Source organism: Frankia sp. ACN1ag (assembly GCF_001414035.1).
In the GTDB taxonomy this organism is placed as follows: Bacteria; Actinomycetota; Actinomycetes; order Frankiales; family Frankiaceae; genus Frankia; species Frankia torreyi.
The window spans coordinates 66,304-88,296 of the sequence record NZ_LJPA01000021.1 but is presented as its reverse complement, the minus strand read 5'-3'; the positions used below and the strand labels follow the sequence as shown (position 1 = coordinate 88,296).

The window sequence follows — 21,993 nt, the reverse complement described above, 5'->3', positions numbered from 1 at the left end:
TGTGGCGGCGAAGAATGCGTCGCCGGATCGGCGATGAAGCCCGTGCGGCGCCACCTGGGCTGGCGGCCGATTTTCGCCGCCTGGTGTCGGGCTCGGTGGGTCGGGGTCCGCCTGGTGCGGCGGCGGGTATGATTGGCGGCCTGGTCCCGGTTCTGCCGTGTGGCGGTTGGGTGGACGGGGGCGTCATTGTCGAGATGATGGTCTTTCTGGTGCTGTTGAGGTGAGTCGTGAGTACAGGTAAGGTCCTTCGGTTCGATCACGTGCGGGGTTACGGTTTCATTGCCCCCAGTGACGGTGGCGACGATATTTTTCTGCACGCAAACGACCTGCTCGTCGAGAAGAATCTCGTCGTTCCCGGAACCTTCATGGAGTTCGAGGTGGAGGAGGGGGAGCGTGGCCTGAAAGCCAGTTCGGCGCGTATCGTCGGTTCCGCTTCCCCGGCTCCCTCCGCCGCACCGCGGGTGGCCGTGCACGCCGATGATTCCGACGGGCTCTGTGACGTCCTTCCGGTGGGTGAACTCACGCAGGAGGTGACCGAGACGCTGCTGCGGGTCGAACCCACCCTTACCGGGACGCAGATCATCCGGATCAGGAGTGAGCTCATCCGGATCGCCGAGAAGTACGGCTGGGTGGAGAACTGACCGGTGCGTGCGCCGGCGTCACAGCTCGGCGGTGCCTGACAGGCAGGTGACCGTTGCGCCGGCCACCCAGACCGTGCCGTCGGCGTCCGTCGAGAGGTGGATCCGGCCGGCCCGGTGCAGCACGGTGCCCTGGCTGGCCGTGTAGGGCGCGCTCGCCCGTCCGGTGCCCAGCAGCCACTGCGCGAGCGAGGCGTTCAGGCTGCCGGTCACCGGATCCTCGATCACCGCGTCGCCCATCGGCACGAACGCCCGCACCTCGAACGCCGTCGCCGAGCCGGGCGGCCACGGCCCGACCACCCCGAGGGGCAGGTCGACGCCGCGCGGTCGCAGCGCCAGGACCGACTCGGCATCGGCGAGCAGGACCGCGACCCAGCCCGGGCCGTTGTCCACCCATTCGGCCGCGACGACGTCGTCGGGGGTGATACCGAGCATCGTGCTGATCCGCGCGACAAGCGGGGCCTCGACCGGCCCGGAGCGACGCAGCGGCGGCGCTGCGAAGGCGAGTCCGTCCGCCGTCCGCCGCAGGGGCACGAGGCCCACCCCGCACTCCTGGACGATCTCCGTCGGTCGAGCCGACGCCGGCCGCTCGGCCAGCCACGCGTGGCAGGTGCCGAGCGTGGGATGCCCGGCGAACGGCAGCTCGGACGACGGGGTGAAGATGCGGACCCGGTAGTCGGCCGCCGGTGAGGTCGGCGGCAGGACAAAGGTGGTCTCCGAAAGGTTCGTCCAGCGGGCGAACCGGCGCATCGCGTCGTCGTCGAGCCCCGTCCCGTCCAGCACCACCGCAACGGGATTGCCCTGATAAGGGGTGGCGGTGAACACGTCCACCTGACGAAACGGGCGGCTCATCCGCCTTCCCCCGGTCGTTCCCGGTCGGCATCGGCGTCGGCGTCGGGCTGCCCGGCGCCGGGGCCCGGGTCGAGGCCCTTGTGCCCGGTTCCCGGGTGCCCGATCGCTGTGTGCCCGGGTGCCGCGTGCCCGGTTGCCGCGTGCCCGGGTGTCACGTGCCCGGGTGTCGTCGTCGGCCGCTGCGGCTTGCTGCGTACCTCCACGCCACCCATCACCGCGATCGCCCGGATGCGCACGACGGGCGTCCCCGGCCGCCGCGGCGTGTCGGCGACCTTGACCGAGCGGCCGCCCATGACCGACACGCCGGTCACCTCGACCTCCACCCCCTCGGGGACGATGATCTCGATGCCGCCCATCACCGCGACCGCCGTGATCAGCAGTGTGTCGGTGGGAAACGCGATCTCCCGCAGGTCCAGCTCGCAGCCGCCCATCACGGCGACGGCACGGGTGTGCCGGCTCGGCCGCCACCGCCCGGTGCGCTCGTTGCCGCTCATCACGGCGACCGTCCAGTCCACGCCGGCCGGCTCGCGCCGGGGCGGATCGAGCGCCCCGTCGAGTCCGACCGGGCTTACCGCGGCGGCGACGGCCGCGGTCGGGTCCGCGGGCGGCGACGGCTGGGCCACCGCGGCGAACAGGTTCGGCTGGCTTGGCAGGTCGATCGTCAGGGGGGTGAAGTCCGCGCGGGTCCGGGCGGCGTAGGCGGCACCGACCCGCTCGTCGTACTCGGTGAAGGTCAGCCGGCCCTCGGCGAGCGCCTGGCGCAGGAGCTGCGCGACCTCCTCCCGTTCCGCGTCGGAGACCCGGAGGTCCGGCGTCGGCGGGGGATCGGGGATCTCGGCGGTCATGCCCAGCAGCGTAGCCAGCGGGCAGACGAACCGGCAGTCCCCGGATGATCCCGCTGACCGTGGCCAACCCCTCGCCCCGCTCCGTCGGTGGCGATGTTCCCGTCACGAGCATTCGGCTTACGTGCTACTTTTCTTCCGCACCTGCGGAACAATGTGCCTCATCGGCTCCGCAGATTCGAATGTGGGTGCGGCCGGAGGGTGGGCGGGTCATCGAACGCGGACAGGGCGACGGCGTCGCGAATGACCTCCGGTCGCAGCGCCGGCGATCCGTCCACGGCGAGCGGGCCGTGCTCGGCCTGCTGCTGACCTGCGTCCTGCTGGCGTCCTCGGCCTACGGGGTGTTGCTGCTGCTCGGACCGTTCGTGAAGACGGTCGGCGGCAGCGAGGCGACCTACGGCGCGTTGACCGCCGCGGCGGCCGTGCCGACCGCCGTCGCGCTCGCCCTGCTCCTGCGGTTCCCGCGCACCGTGCCGCCGCATCTGCTGCTGGCCGGGTCGTGCCTGGTGTACGCGGGCGCCGCGGTGCTGATGACCGGGGTGCATTCCCGCAACGCCGCGCTCGTGGTCGCGGCAATCGTGCTGGGCACCGCCTGGGCGGTCACCTACACGGCGGCGCCGATGATCGCCTCCGATCTTGCCACGGACCGCAACCGGGCCACGCTCATCGGCTACGCGACCGGGACCATCCAGGCCGGCTTCGGCATCGGCCCCGTCCTCGGCAACGCCCTGCGGGACGCGGGGCTGAGCTACCAGCAGGTGTTCGCCGTCGGGGCCGCCCTCGCGGCCGCCGCAGCCGTGCTGGTCGTCCCGCTCACCGTCGAGCTGCGGCGCCTGCCCGGCGGCGGGTCGGCCGGCCCGCCGCGGGATCCCGCCGACGAGGAGCCCCTGCCCGAGTCTGAGCCAGGTGGCCCAGGTGGCCCAGGTGGCCCGGGTGGGCCTGGCCGCGCGGCGGAGACCGGCTGGCGCGGCGCGCTGCGATCACCCAGCGTGGTGCCGCTGGCGATGGTGCTGCTGAGCGCGTGTGTGTTCACCACCATGAACAGCTTCCAGACCACCTTCGCGGACAGCCGGCATCTCGACTTCGACGTCTTCTACGTGACCTACACGGTGGCGGTCATCGCGGTGCGCCTGGGGCTTGCCCGCATCCTGCCCGACAGCGCCTCCGACCGGGTGGTCGCCGTGACGACCGTCGGCATGACCGCGGCGGCGGTGGCGTTCGTGTTCGTCGGATCGAACCCGGTGCTGTACTGCCTGGCGTCGCTGCTGCTCGGATGCACCTATGGCCTGGGCCTGCCGGCCTTCCAGGCCCGCGCGGTCAACCTCGCCGGACCCGCGGAACGCATCCGGATGCTGCCGATGGCGGGCCTGCTGTTCGAGGTCGCGATCCTCGTCTTTCCGCTCGTCGCCGGCGCGGTCGTTCACTCCTCCGGCTACCGGGGGCTGTTCGTGCTGCTTATCGTGATCACAGGCGTGGTGATGGCGCTCGGCCAGGTTCGCGGCCGGCCCCGGCCCGAATCCCGGCCGGCAGGCGGCGACGTACCCGAGGCCCGCGCACCCGAGCACGGCGCCGAGGCGGCGGCGATGCCGGCCACGAGTCCATCGGAACACTGAACCAACCACGGCGCAGGGGGACGGATGTACTTCTCCGCGAACTACGGCGAGGCGCGGCAGCGCTTTCTCGCGGCGGCCCGCGATCGTGGCGCGCACCTCGAGTCGTTCCCGCTCGGGGAGTTGCGGGGCGCCCGGGGCGAGCCCCTGAGCACGGACGTGGCGCGCATCGGCGCCAGCCGTGGGCGGTCCGTGCTCGTCCTGGTCAGTGGCACCCACGGCGCGGAGGGATTCGCCGGGTCGGCCTGCCAGCTTCGGGCCCTGCACGAGGCCGCGTGGACGGGGCTGTCGGTCGTCCTGGTGCACGCGCTCAATCCCTTCGGCTTCTCCCACCGCCGCCGGGTGAACGAGGACAACATCGACGTCAACCGCAACTTCGTCGACCACGCGGCGCTGCCGCCGGACAGCGGCTATGGCGCGCTGCACCCCACGCTGCTGCCCGCCGACTGGGAGGGGCCCGCCCACGCCGAGGCCGACGCCGCGTTGCTGGCGCACGCCGGCCGGCTGGGGGTGCGGGAGGTGCAGCAGATCGTCACGTCCGGCCAGTACACCCACCCGGATGGCCTGTTCTACGGCGGATCGGCGCCGTGCTGGTCCCACCGGACCTGGCACACGATCATCGGCGAGTACCTGACGGGATACGAGCGGGTCGCCTACATCGACCTGCACACCGGACTCGGCGACCGCGGCGCCGCCGAGCCGATCTTCCGCGGCGGCGTGGACCCGGGCGCCCCGCGGCGGGCCCGGGCCTGGTATGGCGACGCGTTGACGAACTCCGAGGAGGGGACGTCGAGCTCGACGCCGATCGGCGGCAACTCCGCCCGTGCCCTGCTCCAGGACCTCGCCGACGCGGAGATCACGGCCATCACCTGCGAGTTCGGTACCCAGGACGGCCTGACCGTGCTGCGCGCCCTGCAGGCGGACAACTGGCTCTGGCAGCAGGGTGGCTCGGTGCAGCAGGCTGGCTCGGTGCAGCAGGCTGGCCCAGCGGATCAGGATGATCCGGAGCGGAGCGGTCCGGATCCCGAGCAGGTTGCCAGGATCGGGCTGCTCATGCGTGAGGCGTTCGACCCGCCGGACCCGCAGTGGCGCACCGACGTGCTCGACCGGGGGACGGCCGTGATCGCCCAGGCGGCAGCCGGGGTCCTCGCCGAGTCGATCGGGGGCTGACGGGTCGGCGCGCGCTGCCCCGGCAGCCCGCGCCGCACCGCCGCACCGCCGCACCGCCGCGGCCGTCCTGCCCGCAAACCTGGGTTCCGGACAGATTGCGGCCAGATCGTGCCGAGGCTTCGGTACGGTTTTTCGGCCTGAAACCGTACCTACCCCTCGGCTCGATTCCGTTCATCTCTGATCACGGGGAGCTACGGGGGTGTGGTGGCTGGTGGGCTCGCCCAAGTCGGAGGAGACGCCCGCCACTCGATCGCCGACAGCGGTTTCGGCCGGGAATGCTGGAGCCCGATGACGGTCGGAGACCGGGCGGACCGGAATGAGTCTCCAGCATCTGCTGGCCGCTACGCGGCATCGATCTTGATGTTCCGCGGAACCGCGCCGCCCGCCATGGGGCGATCGCGACCCGCCAGGGCGACTCCCACCGATACAACTCTCGAGCGGCGCTCTACGCCACGACCAGGTCGTGCTCGGCGCGGGCCACGGCGGGCGCGTCGGCGGCGGGAACGAGGCGGTGGTGCAGCCGCCCGTCCGGGAACAGCGTGGTGACCAGGCAGAGGTCCGCCCGGTGGCGCAGACCCCGGGGACGCAGATCACGCGCCGTGTCGGCGAGCACGAGATGGGCGACGGGGCCGCCGGCCGCTTCGACGACGGCGCCCCCTGCCGCGACGACGCCGGTTGCCGCGGTGGCGCCGGTCTCGGAGACGGTGATGGTCTCCGGGACGGTGATGGTCTCGGGGACGGTGACGGTCTCGGGGACGGTGACGGTTTCGGGGACGGTGACGGTTTCGGGGACGGTGACGGCGTCCGAGCCGAGCTCGGCCAGCTCCGCCTGCGTCGCCCGCACCAGGTCCGGCTCGCCGGCCCAGACCGTGCCCGTGCCGTGCACCAGGACCGCGGCGGAGCTTGTACGGCCGGCGGCGACGACCGAGTACACCTGACCGTCCGGTAGCAGGGAACGGCAGCGGATCTCCACGCCGTGCCGCTGGGCCCAGGCGACGGCCGAGTGGTGCAGCACCTTCGCGCCGTGCCGCGACATTGTGATCATCGTGTCATAGTCGACCGTGGCCAGGGTGCGCGCGTCCGGCACGAGGCGTGGGTCGGCGGTGCAGATCCCCGGCGAGTCGGAGAAGATCTCGCAGGCCGGGGCCCCGACGGCGATCGCGGCGGCGATCGCCGACAGGTCCGAGCTGTTGCGGCCCAGCATGATCGGCCGCCTGTGGCCGTCCACGGCCTGCCCACCGGGGATGACGAGCACCGTCCCGGCGGGCTCGACGAGGCTCGCCAGCACGCTGCCGTCGATGCTGCGAAGGTCCGCGCAGTGCGGCTCGCCGGCGCCGACGAAGCCGGTGTCGGCCGCGGTCAGCGCCACCGCCGCGAGCCCGGCGTCGCGCAGCGCCGCCGTCATGAGCGCGACGTTGACCGTCTCGCCGGTCATGAGCGCCGCAGCGAGCAGGTCACGGTCGGGATCGGGGCTGACCGCCCGCAGGGCCGTCCCGAGCCGGTCGGTCTCGCCGGCCACGGCGCTGACGACGACGATGGCCCGGGTCGGCGCGCCGCCGGGCGAGGCGGACCCGTCGGCGCGCAGCCGGTCGGCGACGTGGCGGGCGATGGTGTGGTGGGCGCGGGGCGCCGCGAAGGCCGCCCCGCCGAACTTCAGAACGACGACGTCCCCGAGCCCCGTCAAAGCCCCGGTCACCGTCACATCTCCTGGCCCCATCAGAGCCAGGACTTCCCGGCGGCCAGGCTCACGATCTCCAGTGCGTTGAGCGCCGCGCCGACGGTGAGGTTGTCGGCGACGACCCACAGCCACAGGGCGCAGGGGTCGTCCTCGTCGGCCCGTACCCGCCCGACGTGCACGAGCCGGCGTTCGGTCGGCGACGCGCAGACCGGTTGCGGCATCGGGTAACCGTCCGCGGGGTCGTTGCCGTACACCCGCAGGCCAGGGGTGGCCCGCAGCGCGGCAAGGGCGTCGTCGGGGCTGACGGGGGCGGTGAAGCTGACGTGCACCGCCTCCGAGTGGCCGTTGACGACGGCGACCCGAACCGCAGTCGCCGCGACCCGCAGCTCCGGCATACCCATGATCTTGCGGGGTTCCCGGCGCAGCTTGCGTTCCTCGTGGGAGTGTCCGTCGGCGTCGCGCAGGCCGATTTCGGGAATCAGGTTGAACGCCAGCGGCTGGCCGAACTTCCCGGGCCGGGCGGCGGCGGGGTCGGCGCCGTCGAGCAGCGCCCGGGTGGTGTCGGCGAGCTCCTCGAGTCCCCGCAGGCCGCCGCCGGAGGCGGACTGGTAGCTGGACACGATCACCCGGTCGATCTCGCCGAGCGCGCGCAGGGGGTGCAGCGCCCGCACGAGCTGGATCGTGGAGCAGTTCGGGTTGGCCACGATGCCCCGGGCCGGGCGCGAGTCCAGCGTCTGCGGGTTGACCTGGGGGACGACGAGCGGGACGTCGTCCTCCATCCGGAACGCGGAGCTGTTGTCCACGACGAGCGCGCCCGCCGCAGCGAAGACCGGCGCCAGCCGGGTGCTGATCGGCGCGCCGGCGCTGAAGATCGCGATGTCGACGCCCGCCGGATCGACGTCCTCCAGCGCGACGACCGGCTCGATCTTCAGGTCCAGCCCCTGCTCGGCGCCGAGATCGCGGCCCGCCGAGCCGGCCGACGCGACGGGGAGGACCCGGCCCACGTCGGGCAGGATCCCCCCGTCGAGCAGGGCCAGGCACTCCCGGCCGACGACACCGGTCGCGCCGATGACGGCGATGTCCACTGCGCTTCCCCCCTCTACTGCGCTTGCCTCATCGGGTGCGCTTGCCTCGTTCAGTGCGTCACGGGTCCACCGGCGTCACGGGTCCACCGGCATCACGGGTCCACCGCGTCGCGGGTTCAGCCGGAGCCGACGGCGCTCTCGTCCGCGAACTGCGCGTCGAGGTCCACCCAGCCGCCGTCGACGAACAAGACCTCGCCGTTGACGTAGGTCGCGGCGTCCGAGGCCAGGAAGACCGCGGGGCCGGCGATCTCGGCGGGCCGCGCCCAGCGGCCGACGGCGACCTTCTGCGCGTACGCGTCCGCCCAGGCAGCGCTGGAGCGGATCGGCACCGTCAGCGCGGTCTCGACCGGGCCCGGAGCGATCGCGTTGACCCGCACGCCGGACTTCCCGAGCTCGGCGGCGAGTACGCGGACCATCTGCGCCAGGGCCGCCTTCGTGCCCGCGTAGATGACCTGGCCGGGTTCGACGGCCCGGCTGCTGATGGACGAGATGACGATGATGCTGCCGCCGCCCTGCTTCGCCATGATCCGTCCGGCGCCGCGCAGGACGTGGAAGCTGCCCCGCAGGTTGACGTCGGTGACCGCAGTGTAGTCGTCGTCGGTGTAGTCGATCAGGGGCTTGCGGATGTTGATGCCGGGGGTGCCGACGGCGATGTCGAGCCGGCCCCGGTCCGCGACCACGCGGGCGAACAGGTCGTCCACCTCGGCGGAGACACGCACGTCGACGGTGGACGCCTTCGCGGTGCCGCCGGCGGCGACGATGGCCGCCACCGTCTCCTCGACGCCGGTGGTGTCGACGTCAGCGCATTCGACGACGGCGCCCTGGTCGGCCAGGGCGATCGCGATGGCCTGGCCAATGCCCGACGCCGCGCCGACGACGGCCGCAACCTTGTCTGTCAGTTCCAGCATCTACAGCTCCCGAAGCCTCGGTCTCGTGATGGGTCCGCCGTGGTCGGCGGGTGAGAGGGGCGGCGCGGCCGGATCGGCCGGGGTGGCGGCGCCCGGCGCCGACCGTGTCGTGCGGCGGACGAAGTTGTCGACGATCGCGTCCACCGTCGCCGTCTCGCGGATGTGCACCACGCAGAGGATGCGGTCGCCGGGCACGGTGTGCCGCTCGAAGTGCTCGTTGACCGCCGCGTCGTCGCAGCGCGGACGGCCGCGGTAGAGCCCGCGCGGGACGCCGATCCCGGCGATGCGGCCGCTGGCGGGGTCGAACGGTGCCCCCGGGGCGAGCGTCGCCGCGATCTCGCCGGCCAGCCGGGTCACGTCGGGGTCCTGGTCGACAGGACCGACCTCCGGGTACATCACGGCGCCAGGCAGCCGGCCGTAGGCCCGCATCGCGCAGTAGGCGACCGGGTTGTAGGTACGCAGCGCGGACAGCAGCGGGAATCCGCCGGCGGCGACGACGTCCTCGAGCAACGCCAGCCAGCTCGTGCTGAACACCGGGCCGCGGCGCACCCGGGCGTCGACGAACTGCACGCCGATGTGCAGGAACCGCTCGCCGGCCGCGGTCGCGGTCCAGCTCGCGCCCAGGGCGGACACCGGCTGGCCGCTGGCCCGGTCGACGCCGACGATGAGATGGTCGGCCTCGCGGAACAGCTCGGGGCGCGCGGCGAACAGCTCCGCCATCCGCAGATCGGGCAGGGCCGCCGCGAGCCCCTCCTGTAACCAGCGGTCCTCCGACGGACTGAGCTCGCAGTCCCCGGAGAACCGGACGACGGCATGGCCGGCCGGGGCCCCGGCCGGGGCCAAACCGGCCGGGGCCCCGGGCGACGCGGCCGACGGCGGTACGGACATGATCCCCCCCGTCTCCTCCGTACGGTGCCGTCAGGCTCAGGCGAACCGGGCGGCGATGCTGCCCGCCGCCTCGAGTGCGCCGCTCGCGGGGGCCACCACCGCCTGGTACAGCTCGATGAAGTAGGCCACCCACAGGTTCGCCACCGTCTTGACGTGCGCGATGACCTTGGCCTCGTCGTCGGGCGAGCCCACCAGCGAGGTCAGCACCCCCCAGACGAAGTCGGCGTGCTCGTCGGCGATGTCGGTGCCGACGTGGCGCCGGGCGCCGGCGAGCTTCTCCCGGCCGAGCTGGTCCTCGAGGTTCTTCACCCACGACGGCTGGGTCTTCGTCGTCGTGTACTCGACGAAGTAGACGCTGCAGAGCAGGGCCAGGGGGGTGCCCTCGAACTCCATGCCGTACTGGAGATAACCGGTGAGCAGCTTCGTGGCCTGGAACGGTTCGGTGGCGTAGATCTCCGCCTTGGTCACGCCGACCTTGCCGAGGTCCCCGGCGAACCACTCGTCGTGGAGCATCTCGTCCTCGACGTAGTGCGCCCACGCCGCGCCGCGCACCGGATCGCGCTTGGTGAAGTAGCCGATGGCGAGCGCGTCGATGGTGCGCTTGCGGCGCAGCCGGAGGATGGTCTCGATGTTGTGCCGCTTGTAGTACGCCATGTTGATCTCTTCGCCGCGGGCCTGGTGGTCCGCGTACGGGATCTCGGCGTAGAACTTCTCGATCATCGTGTCGAGCATGGTGTCGACCTGCGTGCGCAGGTCCGTCAGGTCGGCAGTGCGGGCGGCGGCGGCCGCCCTCGGGTCCCCGTACCAGGTGCGCGGGTCGTCGGTCATGGTTGGGCTCCTTCCCGTTTGGCGGTGTGCGGCCGGATCGCCGGGGCATCGGCATGCCCGCGGCGGGCGGCGTCGTGGTGCGGGTGGCCGTCGGCCCGGTCAGCAGCCGCAGGTCGGGGTGCGCCGCCGGCGCATCCGCCGCGCGGCGGGGCCGGCGAGCCGGGTCCCGGCGGGGTCGGACAGGACCGTGTCGGCGCAGGTGAAGGTGAGCGCGTAGCGGGTCGTCGGGGTCAGCCCGAAGCCGAGGTGGACGATCCCGTCGGCCGCGCCGTACATCTCGTTCATCCCGCAGTTGCCCGGCTGCTGGTCGAACACCGGGTTGAGCCCGATGCCGAACTCCCACACGACCCGGTAGGCGTCGTCGGCGGCGAACAGCTCGCCCAGCGCGTCGACCGCGCGCTTGCCCGCGGCGTCCACCGCGTGGCAGTCGGTGACCATCCCGTCGGCGAGGTCGAGCACCACCGTGGCCGTGCGCAGGACGTCCAGGTCGTCGAAGAGCCGGGCCTGTTCGGCGAGCACCGCGGGGTCGTCACCGCGGTGCACGATGGGGGCGCCGCGCAGGGCGATCTGCCCGTCCAGCCCCAGCCGGCGGCTCGTGTCGAACCGGTAGAGGTCCGTGGGGACGGCGCTGGCCTCGCCGGCCGGCGCGATCTGCTGCTCGCCCGCCGCCAGCGCGCCGGCCTGCTGGTTCCACTCGTAGTCGCCGGAGATGACGAAGCGGGCCGAGGCGTGCCCGGCGAGGTCCGCCAGCTTGACGTGGTCGGCCTCGCCGAGCGCGGCGAACAGCCGGTCGGCGCGGGTCTCCAGATCGGCCGGGTCGGTCTGCTCGACCACCGACAGGAAGTAGGCGACCTGGGCGTCGGTGACGGGCGTCGAGCCGCAGGGCATCACCGCGATCCGCCGCTGCGGCCCGACCACCGCGGGCTCGGGGGAGACGAGGAAGCGGTCCGGGCACACGACGAACACGTCGGCGTCGGCGGGAATGCGCTGGTCGCCCAGGGCGTCCTGGAGGCTCTCGTCGGCCTCGAGGGTGCGGTGCACGACGCTGCCGTAGCGGCTGCTGGGCGCGAGGGTGAAGTCCGTGGCCCGGTCGGCCTGGGTCAGCAGGCAGAACGTCGAGTGTGGGCCGGTGAACTCCCGATGCAGGTCGGGACGCACGAGGAACTGTGCCATGGGGACCACCAGGGGGCGCGGCGCGAGAGGACTGGTTTGGCGGGACAACCGAAGAGATCGACCGGTGGTGGTGCGAACGTCGGCCGGCAGAGCAGCCTGGGGGCGCGGCCTGGTCGGGGTGGGTCGGCCCGGTCCAGCCGACCCACCCCTTCTCAACGGCATTAGCCGAGGAGGGTGCCCAGGTAGCGGTCGTTCTTCTTCACCTGGATCTTCTTCTGCGCGACCTTCTCCACAGTGATCACCTCCTTCCGTCAATCCGTTGGAATGCGGTGGACAGACGAGAACGTTCCTCGTCCGGACCGATCAGTTGGCCAGGCCGACCGGACTCTTGAGGGGCATCGCGGACGGGATCCGCGTGCCGAGTAGGACATCACCCTGGTCGTTCGTGACGAACGTTCCCGGCGAGATGATGTCGAGATGGTACTGCGTGAACGGCGTAAGCCCGATTCCCCAGTGCAGACAGCCCTGGGTGGACCCGTAGACCTCGTTCATCGCGTGATTACCGGGAAGCAGGTCGAGAGTGGTGTTCAGCGCGTGGCCGATCTCCCAGACTATGCGGTACCGGGAATCAACCTGGAAGAGCGCCTCGAACATCTCCACAATAGCACGGCCGGCGGGCTCGGGGGAAGTCATTTCGGTGATGAGACCGTTTTCGACCCGGGCCACGACCGCGTACTCGTGCAGCGGCCAGAGTTCGCTGTGGATGCGTTCCTGGTCGCGCCGGGAGAATGACGGCGTGCCGGAATGCAGGATCGGGTAGCCCTGGATCACGATCTCGCCGTCCAGGGGTAGCCGGAGATAGTCCTCGAACTCCCGGATCTCGATGGGGAGCACACTGATCTCGCCGGCGGGCACAATCTGCTGCTCGCCCCAGCCGACGAGACNGGCCTGCTGGTTCCACACCAGCTCGCGGTCGAACAGGCGCAGGGTCGCGACCGTGCCGTGGCGCGCGTCGCGGTACTCCAGCGTCTCGCCGCGCTCGGCGAGCTCGAAGAAGCGGTCGGAGAAGTCCTCCTGGGCCTGCGGATCGGTGGCCTCGATGCAGCGCAGGAAGTGCCGCAGCGTCGCCCGGTCGGTCGGGGTCGAGTTGCAGGCCATCCCGAGCAGCTTGCGGCGGGGTCCGAGGACGTCCACCGGCGGCGACTGGAAGAAGCAGTCGGGCGACATGACCAGCACGTGGGCCTGCTCCGGGACTTCCTCCCGCATGAGCCGGGCGAACTCGTCCTCGCCGCCGCGGAACTCCAGGATTCGGTAGTCCAGGTACGGAGCAGTACGGACGAGTCGGATGTCGTCCAGCAGGGAGGCGTTCGTGACGAGGCAGAACACGGTGTCGGTCGGATCCCCGAACTGCCGAATCCTGGCGGGATCGACGACGAGCTCGGACTCGGGCATCTTAGTGCTCCTCCTGACGCGCACGGGCCTGGGCGTTGGATGCCGCGGGGCCGGTGGAATGTCGGGCGAGGCCGGGCCGGTTCGAGCGCCGGAGGATGGTCCCGAAATGGTCCCGGGAGGCCTCGTGAAGACGGTGCGCTGGTCCGCTGAGTTCCGTGCCAGCGATATTTCACGGTGACGGTGAATGTCGTGGGCGGCGGCGCCCGACGCAACCCGTTGACCGGACGGATTGCCGCGCCTGCCGCTATGGTCCGTGGACCGGAACGGACCGACAGAGTGAAACTATAACGTGCTGGTAGGTGCGCGGGAAGATGTTTCCGGGAAATTCCCTGGCGGGTGGCCGGATTACTCCGGTCACAGGATTGTCCTTGGGTGGATTGCGGAGCACCGGCGGCGGGGGCAGGGCCGCGTGATCCGGGCCCGGGGAGGACGGGCACGGCGTGCGGGTTGGGCGGGTCGGGCGGGTCGGGATGCGGGTTCAGCGGCGGAGAAGAGGGGCCGACCGGGGCGCGGGGATCGGGACGCAGGTCCGCACCTCGCGGCGGTCGTGGCCGGGTGGCAGGGTCACGCCGGTGACGTGGACGGGCACGCCGTAGAGGTCGCTGAGGCGCTCGCCGGTCACGACGTCGTCGGGATGCCCGTCCGCGATGACCACGCCACCGCGCATGAGCACCGCCCGGTTGGAGTAGGTCAGTGCGTGCGACGGCTGGTGAGTGGTCATGATCACGGCATGCCCCTCCCGGGCCAGCTCGGCGACGACGTGCAGGGTGCGCACCTCGTTGCCGTAGTCCAGCGCGGCGGTCGGCTCGTCGAGGATGAGGATTGCCGCCTGCTGGACGAGTGCGCGGGCGAGCAGCACGAGCTGGCGTTCGCCACCGGACAGCGCGGCGAACGAGCGGTCGGCCAGGTGCGCGATCCCCAGCCGGTCGAGCTGGGCCAGGGCGCCGCGGCGGTCGGCGGCACCCGGTGCCTCCAGCATGCCGAGGTGGGGCGTGCGCCCCATGACGGCGATGTCGAGCGCGGTGAACGGGAACGGCGAGGAGGTGCTCTGCGGGACGTAGGCCACCCGCCGGGCGAGCTCCCGCGGCGCCAGCGTGCCGATGTCCCGGCCGGTGATGCGCACCGTGCCGCGCTCGGGCCGGAGCAGGCCGAGAAGGCAGCGCAGCAGCGTGGTCTTGCCGGCACCGTTGGGTCCGAGCAGGCAGCAGACCTCGGTCGACCGCACGCTCAGCGAGACGTCGGTGATGCGGTGGCCGCCGCGTCCATAGCCGAAGGACAGCCCCGTGACCTCGACGTCCGCCGGGTCGCTCACAGCCATTGACGACCCGCCTTTGCGAGCAGGGCCACGAAGAACGGGGCGCCGATGAGCGCGGTGAGGATGCCCAGGGGAAGGTCGAGCGAGGAGGCGGTGCGGGCGACGTCGTCGACGGCGAGCAGGTAGCCGGCGCCGATGAGGGCGGTCACCGGCAGCAGCCGGTTGAACGACGGCCCGACGGTGAACCGCGCCAGGTGCGGGACGACGAGCCCGACCCAGCCGATGATGCCGGCGACGCTGACCGCGGTCGCCGTCATGAGCGTCGACGCGCCGATCGTCAGGGCCCAGATCCGCGTGCGGTTGACCCCCAGCGACCGGGCCTCGTCGTCGCCGGTCGCGAGGACCGTGAGCTGCCAGCGCACCGCGTACAGGAGGGTGAGGCACACCGCGACGATGATCGCGGGCACGATGAGGCCGTGCATGCTGGCCCGGNCCAGGCTGCCGAACAGCCAGAAGGTGATCTCCGGCAGGGTCGTCTCCGGGTTGGCGAAGTACTGCACGCTGGAGATGAGCGCGTTGAACATCGCGCCGATGATGATGCCCCCGAGTACCAGGATGATCAGCGATCCCTTCCCGACCACCCGGGCGATGATCAGCGACAGCACCGCGGCGAGCAACCCGCAGCCGAACGAGATGATCTGCAGCAGCGTCGTGTCCAGGCCGATGAGGATCGACACGGAGGCGCCGAAGCCGGCCCCCGCCGCCACCCCGAGGATCTCGGGGGAGACCAGCGGGTTGCGGAACATCGTCTGGTAGGCGGCGCCGGAGGAGGCCAGCGCCGCCCCGACGAGCAGCGCGGCGAGGATCCGGGGCATCCGGATGTCCATCACCACGGCCCGGTCCTGCCCGGCGACGGAACCCTCGATACCGAACAGCTCGTGGGCGAGGACGCGCACGACGGTGGCCGGGCTCAGCGCGTACCGGCCCAGCCCGAAGGAGATCACGACCAGGACGAGCAGGCCCACGGCGAGCAGGACGACCCGCAGGTGATCGCCGAGCGTCGCGCGGACCCGTGCGGTCGCCCGGGCACCAGGCCCGCTGCGGCCCCGAGTCGTCAGGCCGCCACCCGTGTCGCCGCCCTCGCCGACACCATCCTGTTCGGTCACCGTGAGCGGCCCTGTGCCGGCCGAGCCTGTGCCGGCCGGATCCGTGCTGGCCGGATCCGTGCCGGCTGGATCCGTGCCGGGCGGATCAGCGCCGGCTGGATCCGTGCTGGCCGGGACCGCGGGGCGGGTCATGAGGTCACCCTCCGGATCGCGGGCTGCGCCAGCAGGGGTGCCACCTTCGCGGCGAACATCCGCACGGTGCTCTGCTGCAGGGCCAGCGACGCGGTGCCGCTGAACGACGGGCGCAGGTTCACCCGCTGCACGCCGAGCTCGTCGCGCAGCTCGGCGAACCGGCGGGCGACCGTCGTGGGCCCGCCGATGACCGCCGTCTCGTCGTGGAAGCGGAACGGGTCGAGGTCGGACGTCCCGACGGACTGGTGGCCGTGCTCGTCGCTGCCGAGCGCGGCCAGCCGCCGGGTCAACCGGACGACGATCGGGGTGGCGCGTTCCCGGGCGGCGGCATCCGACTCGGCGACGAGGCAGAACCGTTCCACCCGGACGTCGCCGGCCTTCCCGCCATGCGAGGTGTAGACCTCCAGACAGGCGGCCAGGGAGGCGATGGTCTGCACGGCGGACAGCAGCAGCCCGTAGCCGCGGCTGGCCGCCCAGACGATGGCCTCGTCGGTGTGGGCGGCCACCTCGATCGGCGGGTGGGGATGCTGGGCGGGGGTCGGCTCCACCCGGAACTGCGCGCCGTCGGCCGTGCGCGTCCGGCCCCGCCAGTAACCGACGAGCGTGTCGAGGGCGTCGGGCAGGTCGACCTGGGGCGGGCCGGCGCCCTGGTCGGCCCTGGTGTCCTGGTAGGCCCTGGTGTACGGGGCGATCGGCCAGCCGACCCCGAGGGTGACCCGACCGCCGGAGAGCCGGTCGAGCGTCGCGAGGTCGGCGGCCAGCCGGATCGGGTCGTGCAGGGTGAGGTGCAGGGCGGTGAAGCCGATCCGGATCCGGCTGGTCGACGCGGCGACGGCGGCGGCCAACGGGATCGGCGAGGAACGGGCTCTCATCGTCCGGGAACCAACGGAACTGAGGTGGCCGTCGGTGAACCACAGGCTTTCGTAGCCGAGAGTCTCGGCGACGCGGGCCAGTTCCACCGTGGAGGTGGAACCGGCCCCGTCCAGATCGCCGCGCCCTCCGGGCAAGCCGAATCGCATGGAGATGGTCATCACTGCGCCGGCGGGCGCGGTCCCTTCGGTCCGAGTGTGGTGCGGTTACCGAGTGTGGTGCGGTTACCGAGTGTCGTGCGGTTACTTGCTGCCGACCTGGAGGATCTGATCGAGATCCGCCTCGGTGGTGTGGTAGTTGAAGAACTTCTGGTAGAAGTTCCGGGTCTCGGACCGGATGTCGACGTCGGTGAACAGATCGGGGTGCAGCACCTTAGCCGTCCACTGGATCTGCAGGGCCTCCTCCGGACCGAACCGGTCCCACGGGTAGAGACCCTGCGGGTTGAGGTAGACCCGACCGGCCTTGACCGCCTTCAGGTCGGCCCANCCCGGCGACTTCGCCAGGTTGTCGACGACGGACTGGGCGGAGTTGGCCGCCAGGCCCTGGTCACCACCCGGTGTTTCGATGATCAGCACGTCCGGGTTCCACTGCAGGAGCTGCTCCATCGACACCGTGACGTGCGTGCCCTTGACCCCACTCGCGGAGTCGGTGCCGCCGGCGATGTTGATCCAGCCGTCGATGAGGGACTTCCCGCCGTCGACGACCACGGGTGGGTAGCTGGCGATGTGCACGACGCTCGGCTTCTCGGTCGCCGGCAGCTTCGCCAGCCGCGACTGGACCATCGCCAGCTTGGCGTTCACGTAGTCGCTGAATTCCTTGGCCTTGGCGGCGGCGGCGCCGCCGTACACCTTTCCGGCGAGCTGAATGGATGGAGCCAGTTCCGGGAAGGTGTTGAAAGCCATGTTGACCGCGGGTAGACCGGCCTGCGTGAACGGCGTCATGGTATCGCCGCCGCTGATCGTGGAGACGACGTCCGGCTTGAGCTTGAGAAGCTCCTCCATGTTCACCTTGCCGCCGTTCCGGAAGAGCTCCGGAAGGTCGTTGACGCCCGGGTAGACCTTCCGCAGGAACGGGATCGTCTTGACATTCTGGGGGATGGCCACCAGCTTGTCGCCGACGCCGAGCATGATGTCGGTGACGGTGTGGGCGGGGAACTGCTCGGCGATGCGGTCGATCTTCAGGGGAACCGTCGTCTTCTCCCCGGTCATGCTGGTCACCACCTGGGTGGTGGGTGCGGGCGGGCTCGCGTCCGAGGAGGAGCTGCCGCAGCCGGCGGCCAGCGCCGCCACCGCGGCCGCCACTCCCAGGGCCAGTGCCTGCCGGGACGCGGCGGGCCGGAACAAGGCGCGGGTCTCCGGCCCGGGCGTGCTCGGGTGACCGCTTCTCGGGCGACGCTCGATGGACGGGAGATGAGGCGAGCCGTGGGGGCCGCTGCGATGGGTCGGCAAACCCATCATGATGCGTCGCGAAAACACTGCCGAGCGTGATACCACGTTCTTCCCCCGCCGGGCGAATAGATGCAAGGAAACAAAAGGTAATTACCTGCACACGGACGGTGTGTGCGACGGTGTCAACCGCGAACGAGCGGGCGATGCTTCGGCGCACCTGGACTCCGCGGAAGCGGCTGAAATGCACCATAGCCCCCGCATGTGCGCCTGTCACGCGGACGCGAACCCTGATCTGCGGAACTAGCCGGACTGCTGCCGAGCGGAGGCGGGGTTCGGGTGGCTGCGGTGCTGGTCCGCGGCGGTCCTGGCGATCGGCGGCGGCGGGCCGGATCGCGCGAAATATTTCTCGGATTCGGATCGAGGGGGAGATAACGTGCGGTCATCAGCTCCATTGACCGAAGATCTCGCGTCTCGCGGCCGACTCGTGGCCGTCGTCCCCGGTGTGACGGCCGGGTGGCGCGTAACAAATTCGTTTTTTCCGAGTGCGCTGAACGTAACGTGCACGGCGGGATGGCCCGGGATATGTTCGATCCCGTTCTCGTCCGGCCAGGACAAGACGGTCACCGGTGACGGCGCGCCCGCTCGTCCGCGCGCACGGGCCGGCGGGGCCGTTCACCTCCGCGCCTGCGGCCCACGTCCGCGCCTGCGGCGCACCCGCGCACCCTGCGGCGCACCTGCGGCCAACCCGCACGGCCCAGCCGCCGGGTGTTGCCACCCCCGGGCGCGAGTCAGCCGGCGGTGGGCTGAATGCCCCAGGTGCCGCCGACGGTCTCGGCGGGATCGAGGACGCGCAGGCCGTCCCCACTGTTGAACGCGTTCGCCGGGCAGGTCAGCGGTTCGACCGCGATGCTGCGCCGCCGCTCCTGCGGGCTCAGCGTGTCCCCCGTGAAGACCTGCACGTACGGCCAGGTCTCGTCCATCCACACCGTCACCGAACCGCCGCCAGGTGCGCCCAGCCGCACGCGTGCCCGCCCGTCCGGATCGCGGGAGAGGCCCGTGTAACAGGTGTCCAGGGCGAGGGAGCCGATGGGGCGGGGCAGGCGGAAGTCGACGGGCGCGCCGGCGACCTCCCGCGCGCCGGTGGGAATCGAACGGTCGTCGGTCTCCAGCCACGTCGCCGCCGGGACGGTGAGTTCGACGTCGTCGGCCCGCACCGCGGCGCCGTCCGCCCCGACCGTCGTCAGGTAGGGATGGGCGCCCATCCCGACGGGCGCTGGCTGGCTGCCCAGGTTGGTGGCGGTCATCGTGACGGTCAGGCCGTCGTCGCCGAGGTGGTATTCCGCGGTGAAGCTCACGGTGAAGGGGTAGCCGCTCTGGGCGCGCAGGATGAACGAGGCGCGGACCGCGGCCGGGCCGAGGCGGTCGAGTTCCCAGGCCGACCAGCGGGTCAGCCCGTGGCTGGCGTTGCCGAGCGCCACCTCGTTCACCGGGAGCTGGTGGGTGGTGCCGCCGAACGTGTAGCGGCCGTTCGCGATCCGGTTGGGCCAGGGGAGCAGCAACTGCCCGCGCCCGCGGCTGGCCATCGCGTCGGCGCCGTAGCCGTCGAGGACCGGCGCGGCACCGATCCGGTACTCGCGCAGCCCACCGCCGACCTCGGTGATGGTCACGCTGCTCTCTCCGTGCACGAGCTCCATCTGCCGCCCGGACGGTGCCAACGCGCCCACCACGTCCACCGCGTCCTCCTCCTGCCGGGCACCGCCGACACCGGCCGGGTCGGCGGCAGGGTGGCCCTGCATCGAGCCGGGGGCGCCCTCCGCCTCAAGTATGGGTGCCGGCGGACGGTCCGCCGGCACAGCACCCGGGTTCCACTAGGGTCGACGGCGTGGAGACCTGGGATGCGATCCGTGCTCGTCGTAACGTCCGCAGCTACCAGGACCGGCCGGTGCCGGCCGAGGACCTGGAGCGGATCCTGGAGGCCGGGTGGCGTTCCCCGTCGGCGTCGAACCGGCAGCGGTGGGACTTCGTGCTCGTCACCGACCGGGCGGTGCTCGGCGAACTGGCGACGATCTGGCGCGGCGCCGGTCACATCGCGAGTTCGGCGGCGACGATCGTGCTGGTGCTTCCCGAGCCGGAGTCGGAGCGCTACCGGCTCATGGACGAGTACGACCTCGGCCAGGCGACCATGCTGATGCTGCTGACCGCGACGGACCTCGGCGTCGGTGGCGGGCACTCGGCCGTCGGTGACCAGGAGGCCGCCCGCCGGATTCTCGGCGTGCCCGCCACCCACCGCGTCGCCTACATGATCGGCCTGGGCTACCCCGACGACGGGCCGCTGCGGCCGGTGGAACGCCTCGACCGCCGCCCCTACGACGAGGTCGTCCACCGCGGACAGTGGTAGTCCACCGCGGTCGGTGGTAGCCGACAGGTGGCGGCCGGTGGCGAGTCGGTGGCGAGTCGGCGGCGGTCAGCGGCGGCCGGCGGCGAGTCGGGCGGCGATCGTCGGGAACAGGGCCAGCGCGTTGTCCCGGGCGATCGTGCGGCGGGCCGCCGGGTTCAGCGCCGGGTCGGCGAGGAACGCGTCGCGGCCCGCGAACACGGTGTCGGCGGGTACGGCGTTGTAGTCCGAGCCGTACAGGATCCGGTCGACCCCGATGGCGGCCAGCAGGGAGGGCGTGCTGTACGGGGACATGGGCCCGGCGGTGTCGACGAAGAAGCGGCGCAGCGTCCGGTCGACGGTGGCGAGGTCGGTGCCGTAACCGAGGCTGCGGGTAAGGGCGAGCCGGGCCGCCTGGTACGGAAAGTAGCCACCACCGTGGGCGAGGATCCACCGTATCCGTGGATACCGTTCCAGCACCCCGTTGACGACGAGCTGCACGGCGGCACGGGTCGTGTCGGCCAGAAAGTCGGCGACGAACGCCGGAACGGCGATGCCGGTCGCGCCGGGCAGGTTGAACGGATGCACCAGGGCCACCGCGTCACGCGCGTTCAGCTCGGCCATCACCGGCTCCAGCCCGGGATCCCCGAGATAGGTGACGCCGTCGTGGGCCATGAGCAGGACGCCGTCGGCGTGCAGGTCGTCGTAGGCATGGCGGATCTCCGCGACGGCGATCTGCGGGGTGGCCCGGGGAACGTAGGCGAGCAGACCGAACCGGGTGGGATGGCCGCGGACCACGTCGGCGATCGTGTCGTTGGCGAGCCGGGCGAGCTGCGCGGCGAGCGCGGGCGTCGGCGTGAACTCGCTCGGGATCGCCGCGGACAGCACGGCCGTCGCGATGCCGCCGCGGTCCATCGTGTCGAGCGCGGCCGGCAGGGACCAGTTCGCGAACGGCGGTCCGCCCACCGGCGGTAGCTGGCCGTGTTCGACGAGCCAGGCGCGCACCTCGGCCGGCATCGCGTGATGGTGGACGTCGATCCGCCCGGTCGCCCCGGTTCGGGCGTGATCGGCCGTGCCGGCCTCGGTCGTGCCGGTCCCGGTCGTGCCGGTCCCGGTCGTCGTCGCCGCCGTGACCGGGGCCGCCGCCGCGGCGCCCGCTCCGGCGACGACCGCGGTGCCGGCCCCGGCGACGACAGCCGCGAGGCCGACGGCGGCCCGCCGGCTCGGCCCGCGACGCGGGCCGTCGTCCGCCTGGCTCCCGCCTCGTCCCCCGATTTCACTGGACATTTCCGCTCCGCTCTGTGTGGTTCTGCCCGCGTTGCGGGCATTACAGCGCACTCGCCACCGGCGGCCTGGTGGCGTTCACCGAAAGCCGTCGAAATATCGATTCCTCGACCGGTGGAGACCTGCGCGTCGATGTTTCCCGGACCCGAACCCTCCTGGTCGGCGCGTATGACGAGTCGGGGAGCGGGTTGTCGGGATTCGACAAGAATTACTTTAGGATCCGCCTGCGGATGGGCGCGGAAAATGTCGCCTACGGTACGCGTCACCAGCCTTCAGTGGCCATCTCCGTGATTACGAGGACGGGTTTGGCGGCATCTGGGCAACTCGCCCGCATTGAGACGATTGCGGCGTCGGGACGCGTGGATGCCGGCGCGGCGGCCGCTGCCCTGCTCACCGGACCACAAGGCTCGGGAGAGGCGGAGGCGGCGCCGGCCGGCCGATCTGTCGGACGATCCCGTGC

At 71.9% G+C, this 21,993-nt stretch carries 18 protein-coding genes and 3 pseudogenes; 4 read left to right on the top strand and 17 right to left on the bottom strand.

Features of this window, described 5'->3' with window-relative positions:
- The first annotated feature begins 227 nt into the window (after window positions 1-227).
- Window positions 228-641, top strand: a complete 414-nt coding sequence (locus tag UK82_RS19320) for a cold-shock protein (protein WP_044886618.1) — start codon at window positions 228-230, stop codon at window positions 639-641.
- 18 nt (window positions 642-659) lie between these two features.
- Here the strand turns inward: UK82_RS19320 and UK82_RS19315 are convergent, their stop codons facing one another.
- The gene (locus UK82_RS19315; RefSeq protein WP_044886619.1) at window positions 660-1,490 is read right to left on the bottom strand and encodes a PhzF family phenazine biosynthesis protein; all 831 of its coding nucleotides are present in this window, start codon (window positions 1,488-1,490) and stop codon (window positions 660-662) included.
- A complete protein-coding gene (locus tag UK82_RS19310; RefSeq protein ID WP_055408538.1) occupies window positions 1,487-2,335 on the bottom strand; it encodes a DUF1707 domain-containing protein in 849 nt (282 codons plus the stop codon). The genes UK82_RS19315 and UK82_RS19310 overlap by 4 nt, the downstream gene beginning before the upstream one ends.
- Before the next feature lie 185 nt (window positions 2,336-2,520).
- On the opposite strand from UK82_RS19310, the gene UK82_RS19305 reads away from it, so the two are divergent.
- Together UK82_RS19305 and UK82_RS19300 are read left to right on the top strand one after the other, a co-directional pair.
- On the top strand, window positions 2,521-3,945 hold the full coding sequence (locus UK82_RS19305; RefSeq protein WP_161849141.1) for an MFS transporter: 1,425 nt from the start codon (window positions 2,521-2,523) through the stop codon (window positions 3,943-3,945).
- 24 nt (window positions 3,946-3,969) lie between these two features.
- Window positions 3,970-5,112, top strand: coding sequence for a M14 family metallopeptidase (locus UK82_RS19300; protein WP_055408536.1), 1,143 nt, complete (start codon window positions 3,970-3,972; stop codon window positions 5,110-5,112).
- A gap of 445 nt (window positions 5,113-5,557) precedes the next feature.
- Here UK82_RS19300 and UK82_RS19295 read toward each other — a convergent pair whose 3' ends face one another.
- The 14 genes and pseudogenes from UK82_RS19295 to UK82_RS19240 form a co-directional block, all read right to left on the bottom strand.
- Window positions 5,558-6,808, bottom strand: a complete 1,251-nt coding sequence (locus tag UK82_RS19295; protein ID WP_161849140.1) for a hypothetical protein — start codon at window positions 6,806-6,808, stop codon at window positions 5,558-5,560.
- A gap of 20 nt (window positions 6,809-6,828) precedes the next feature.
- Complete coding sequence (locus UK82_RS19290; protein ID WP_044886623.1) at window positions 6,829-7,875, bottom strand: aspartate-semialdehyde dehydrogenase; 1,047 nt, start codon at window positions 7,873-7,875, stop codon at window positions 6,829-6,831.
- A 116-nt stretch (window positions 7,876-7,991) separates the two neighbouring features.
- On the bottom strand, window positions 7,992-8,783 hold the full coding sequence (locus UK82_RS19285) for an SDR family NAD(P)-dependent oxidoreductase (RefSeq protein WP_055408532.1): 792 nt from the start codon (window positions 8,781-8,783) through the stop codon (window positions 7,992-7,994).
- Entirely contained in the window at window positions 8,784-9,671 is an 888-nt protein-coding gene (locus UK82_RS19280; protein WP_044886625.1) for a hypothetical protein, read from the bottom strand.
- 36 nt (window positions 9,672-9,707) lie between these two features.
- Window positions 9,708-10,499, bottom strand: coding sequence for a hypothetical protein (locus tag UK82_RS19275; protein ID WP_044886626.1), 792 nt, complete (start codon window positions 10,497-10,499; stop codon window positions 9,708-9,710).
- Between the two features lie 99 nt (window positions 10,500-10,598).
- Window positions 10,599-11,672, bottom strand: coding sequence for a hypothetical protein (locus UK82_RS19270; RefSeq protein ID WP_044886627.1), 1,074 nt, complete (start codon window positions 11,670-11,672; stop codon window positions 10,599-10,601).
- Between the two features lie 885 nt (window positions 11,673-12,557).
- Window positions 12,558-13,064, bottom strand: a pseudogene (locus UK82_RS38705) (hypothetical protein); the annotation flags it as partial.
- A gap of 478 nt (window positions 13,065-13,542) precedes the next feature.
- On the bottom strand, window positions 13,543-14,382 hold the full coding sequence (locus UK82_RS19260; RefSeq protein ID WP_044886629.1) for an ABC transporter ATP-binding protein: 840 nt from the start codon (window positions 14,380-14,382) through the stop codon (window positions 13,543-13,545).
- Window positions 14,373-14,811: pseudogene (locus UK82_RS38700) on the bottom strand (FecCD family ABC transporter permease); the annotation flags it as partial. The gene UK82_RS19260 and the pseudogene UK82_RS38700, both read right to left, overlap by 10 nt.
- Before the next feature lies 1 nt (window position 14,812).
- A partial coding sequence (locus tag UK82_RS38695; protein WP_236706141.1) for an iron chelate uptake ABC transporter family permease subunit occupies window positions 14,813-15,617 on the bottom strand: 805 nt, incomplete at its 3' end.
- Complete coding sequence (locus UK82_RS19250) at window positions 15,614-16,636, bottom strand: LLM class flavin-dependent oxidoreductase (RefSeq protein ID WP_161849139.1); 1,023 nt, start codon at window positions 16,634-16,636, stop codon at window positions 15,614-15,616. The genes UK82_RS38695 and UK82_RS19250, both read right to left, overlap by 4 nt.
- A gap of 93 nt (window positions 16,637-16,729) precedes the next feature.
- Window positions 16,730-16,972, bottom strand: a pseudogene (locus UK82_RS41560) (iron ABC transporter substrate-binding protein); the annotation flags it as partial.
- Window position 16,973: 1 nt separating this feature from the next.
- Window positions 16,974-17,695 (bottom strand): ABC transporter substrate-binding protein (locus UK82_RS19245; protein ID WP_255354323.1); only part of this gene is annotated, 722 nt, incomplete at its 3' end.
- Window positions 17,696-18,663: 968 nt separating this feature from the next.
- Entirely contained in the window at window positions 18,664-19,599 is a 936-nt protein-coding gene (locus UK82_RS19240) for an aldose 1-epimerase family protein (protein WP_044886660.1), read from the bottom strand.
- A 158-nt stretch (window positions 19,600-19,757) separates the two neighbouring features.
- Between UK82_RS19240 and UK82_RS19235 the strand changes: the two genes are divergently transcribed.
- Window positions 19,758-20,273 (top strand): nitroreductase family protein, encoded by a 516-nt coding sequence (locus UK82_RS19235; protein WP_044886631.1) that lies wholly within the window; start codon window positions 19,758-19,760, stop codon window positions 20,271-20,273.
- Window positions 20,274-20,339: 66 nt separating this feature from the next.
- On the opposite strand, the gene UK82_RS19230 is transcribed toward UK82_RS19235, so the two are convergent.
- Window positions 20,340-21,536, bottom strand: coding sequence for an amidohydrolase family protein (locus UK82_RS19230; protein ID WP_082122071.1), 1,197 nt, complete (start codon window positions 21,534-21,536; stop codon window positions 20,340-20,342).
- Between the last annotated feature and the right edge of the window lie 457 nt (window positions 21,537-21,993).

Excerpts from the sequence above, each read along its gene's own strand:
- UK82_RS19315 (WP_044886619.1), bottom strand. The coding sequence starts at position 1,490 with ATGAGCCGCCCGTTTCGTCAGGTGGACGTGTTCACCGCCACCCCTTAT.
- UK82_RS19310 (WP_055408538.1), bottom strand. The coding sequence starts at position 2,335 with ATGACCGCCGAGATCCCCGATCCCCCGCCGACGCCGGACCTCCGGGTC.
- UK82_RS19300 (WP_055408536.1), top strand. The coding sequence starts at position 3,970 with ATGTACTTCTCCGCGAACTACGGCGAGGCGCGGCAGCGCTTTCTCGCG.
- UK82_RS19285 (WP_055408532.1), bottom strand. The coding sequence starts at position 8,783 with ATGCTGGAACTGACAGACAAGGTTGCGGCCGTCGTCGGCGCGGCGTCG.
- UK82_RS19280 (WP_044886625.1), bottom strand. The coding sequence starts at position 9,671 with ATGTCCGTACCGCCGTCGGCCGCGTCGCCCGGGGCCCCGGCCGGTTTG.
- UK82_RS19275 (WP_044886626.1), bottom strand. The coding sequence starts at position 10,499 with ATGACCGACGACCCGCGCACCTGGTACGGGGACCCGAGGGCGGCCGCC.
- UK82_RS19270 (WP_044886627.1), bottom strand. The coding sequence starts at position 11,672 with ATGGCACAGTTCCTCGTGCGTCCCGACCTGCATCGGGAGTTCACCGGC.
- UK82_RS19260 (WP_044886629.1), bottom strand. The coding sequence starts at position 14,382 with ATGGCTGTGAGCGACCCGGCGGACGTCGAGGTCACGGGGCTGTCCTTC.
- UK82_RS19250 (WP_161849139.1), bottom strand. The coding sequence starts at position 16,636 with ATGCGATTCGGCTTGCCCGGAGGGCGCGGCGATCTGGACGGGGCCGGT.
- UK82_RS19230 (WP_082122071.1), bottom strand. The coding sequence starts at position 21,536 with ATGTCCAGTGAAATCGGGGGACGAGGCGGGAGCCAGGCGGACGACGGC.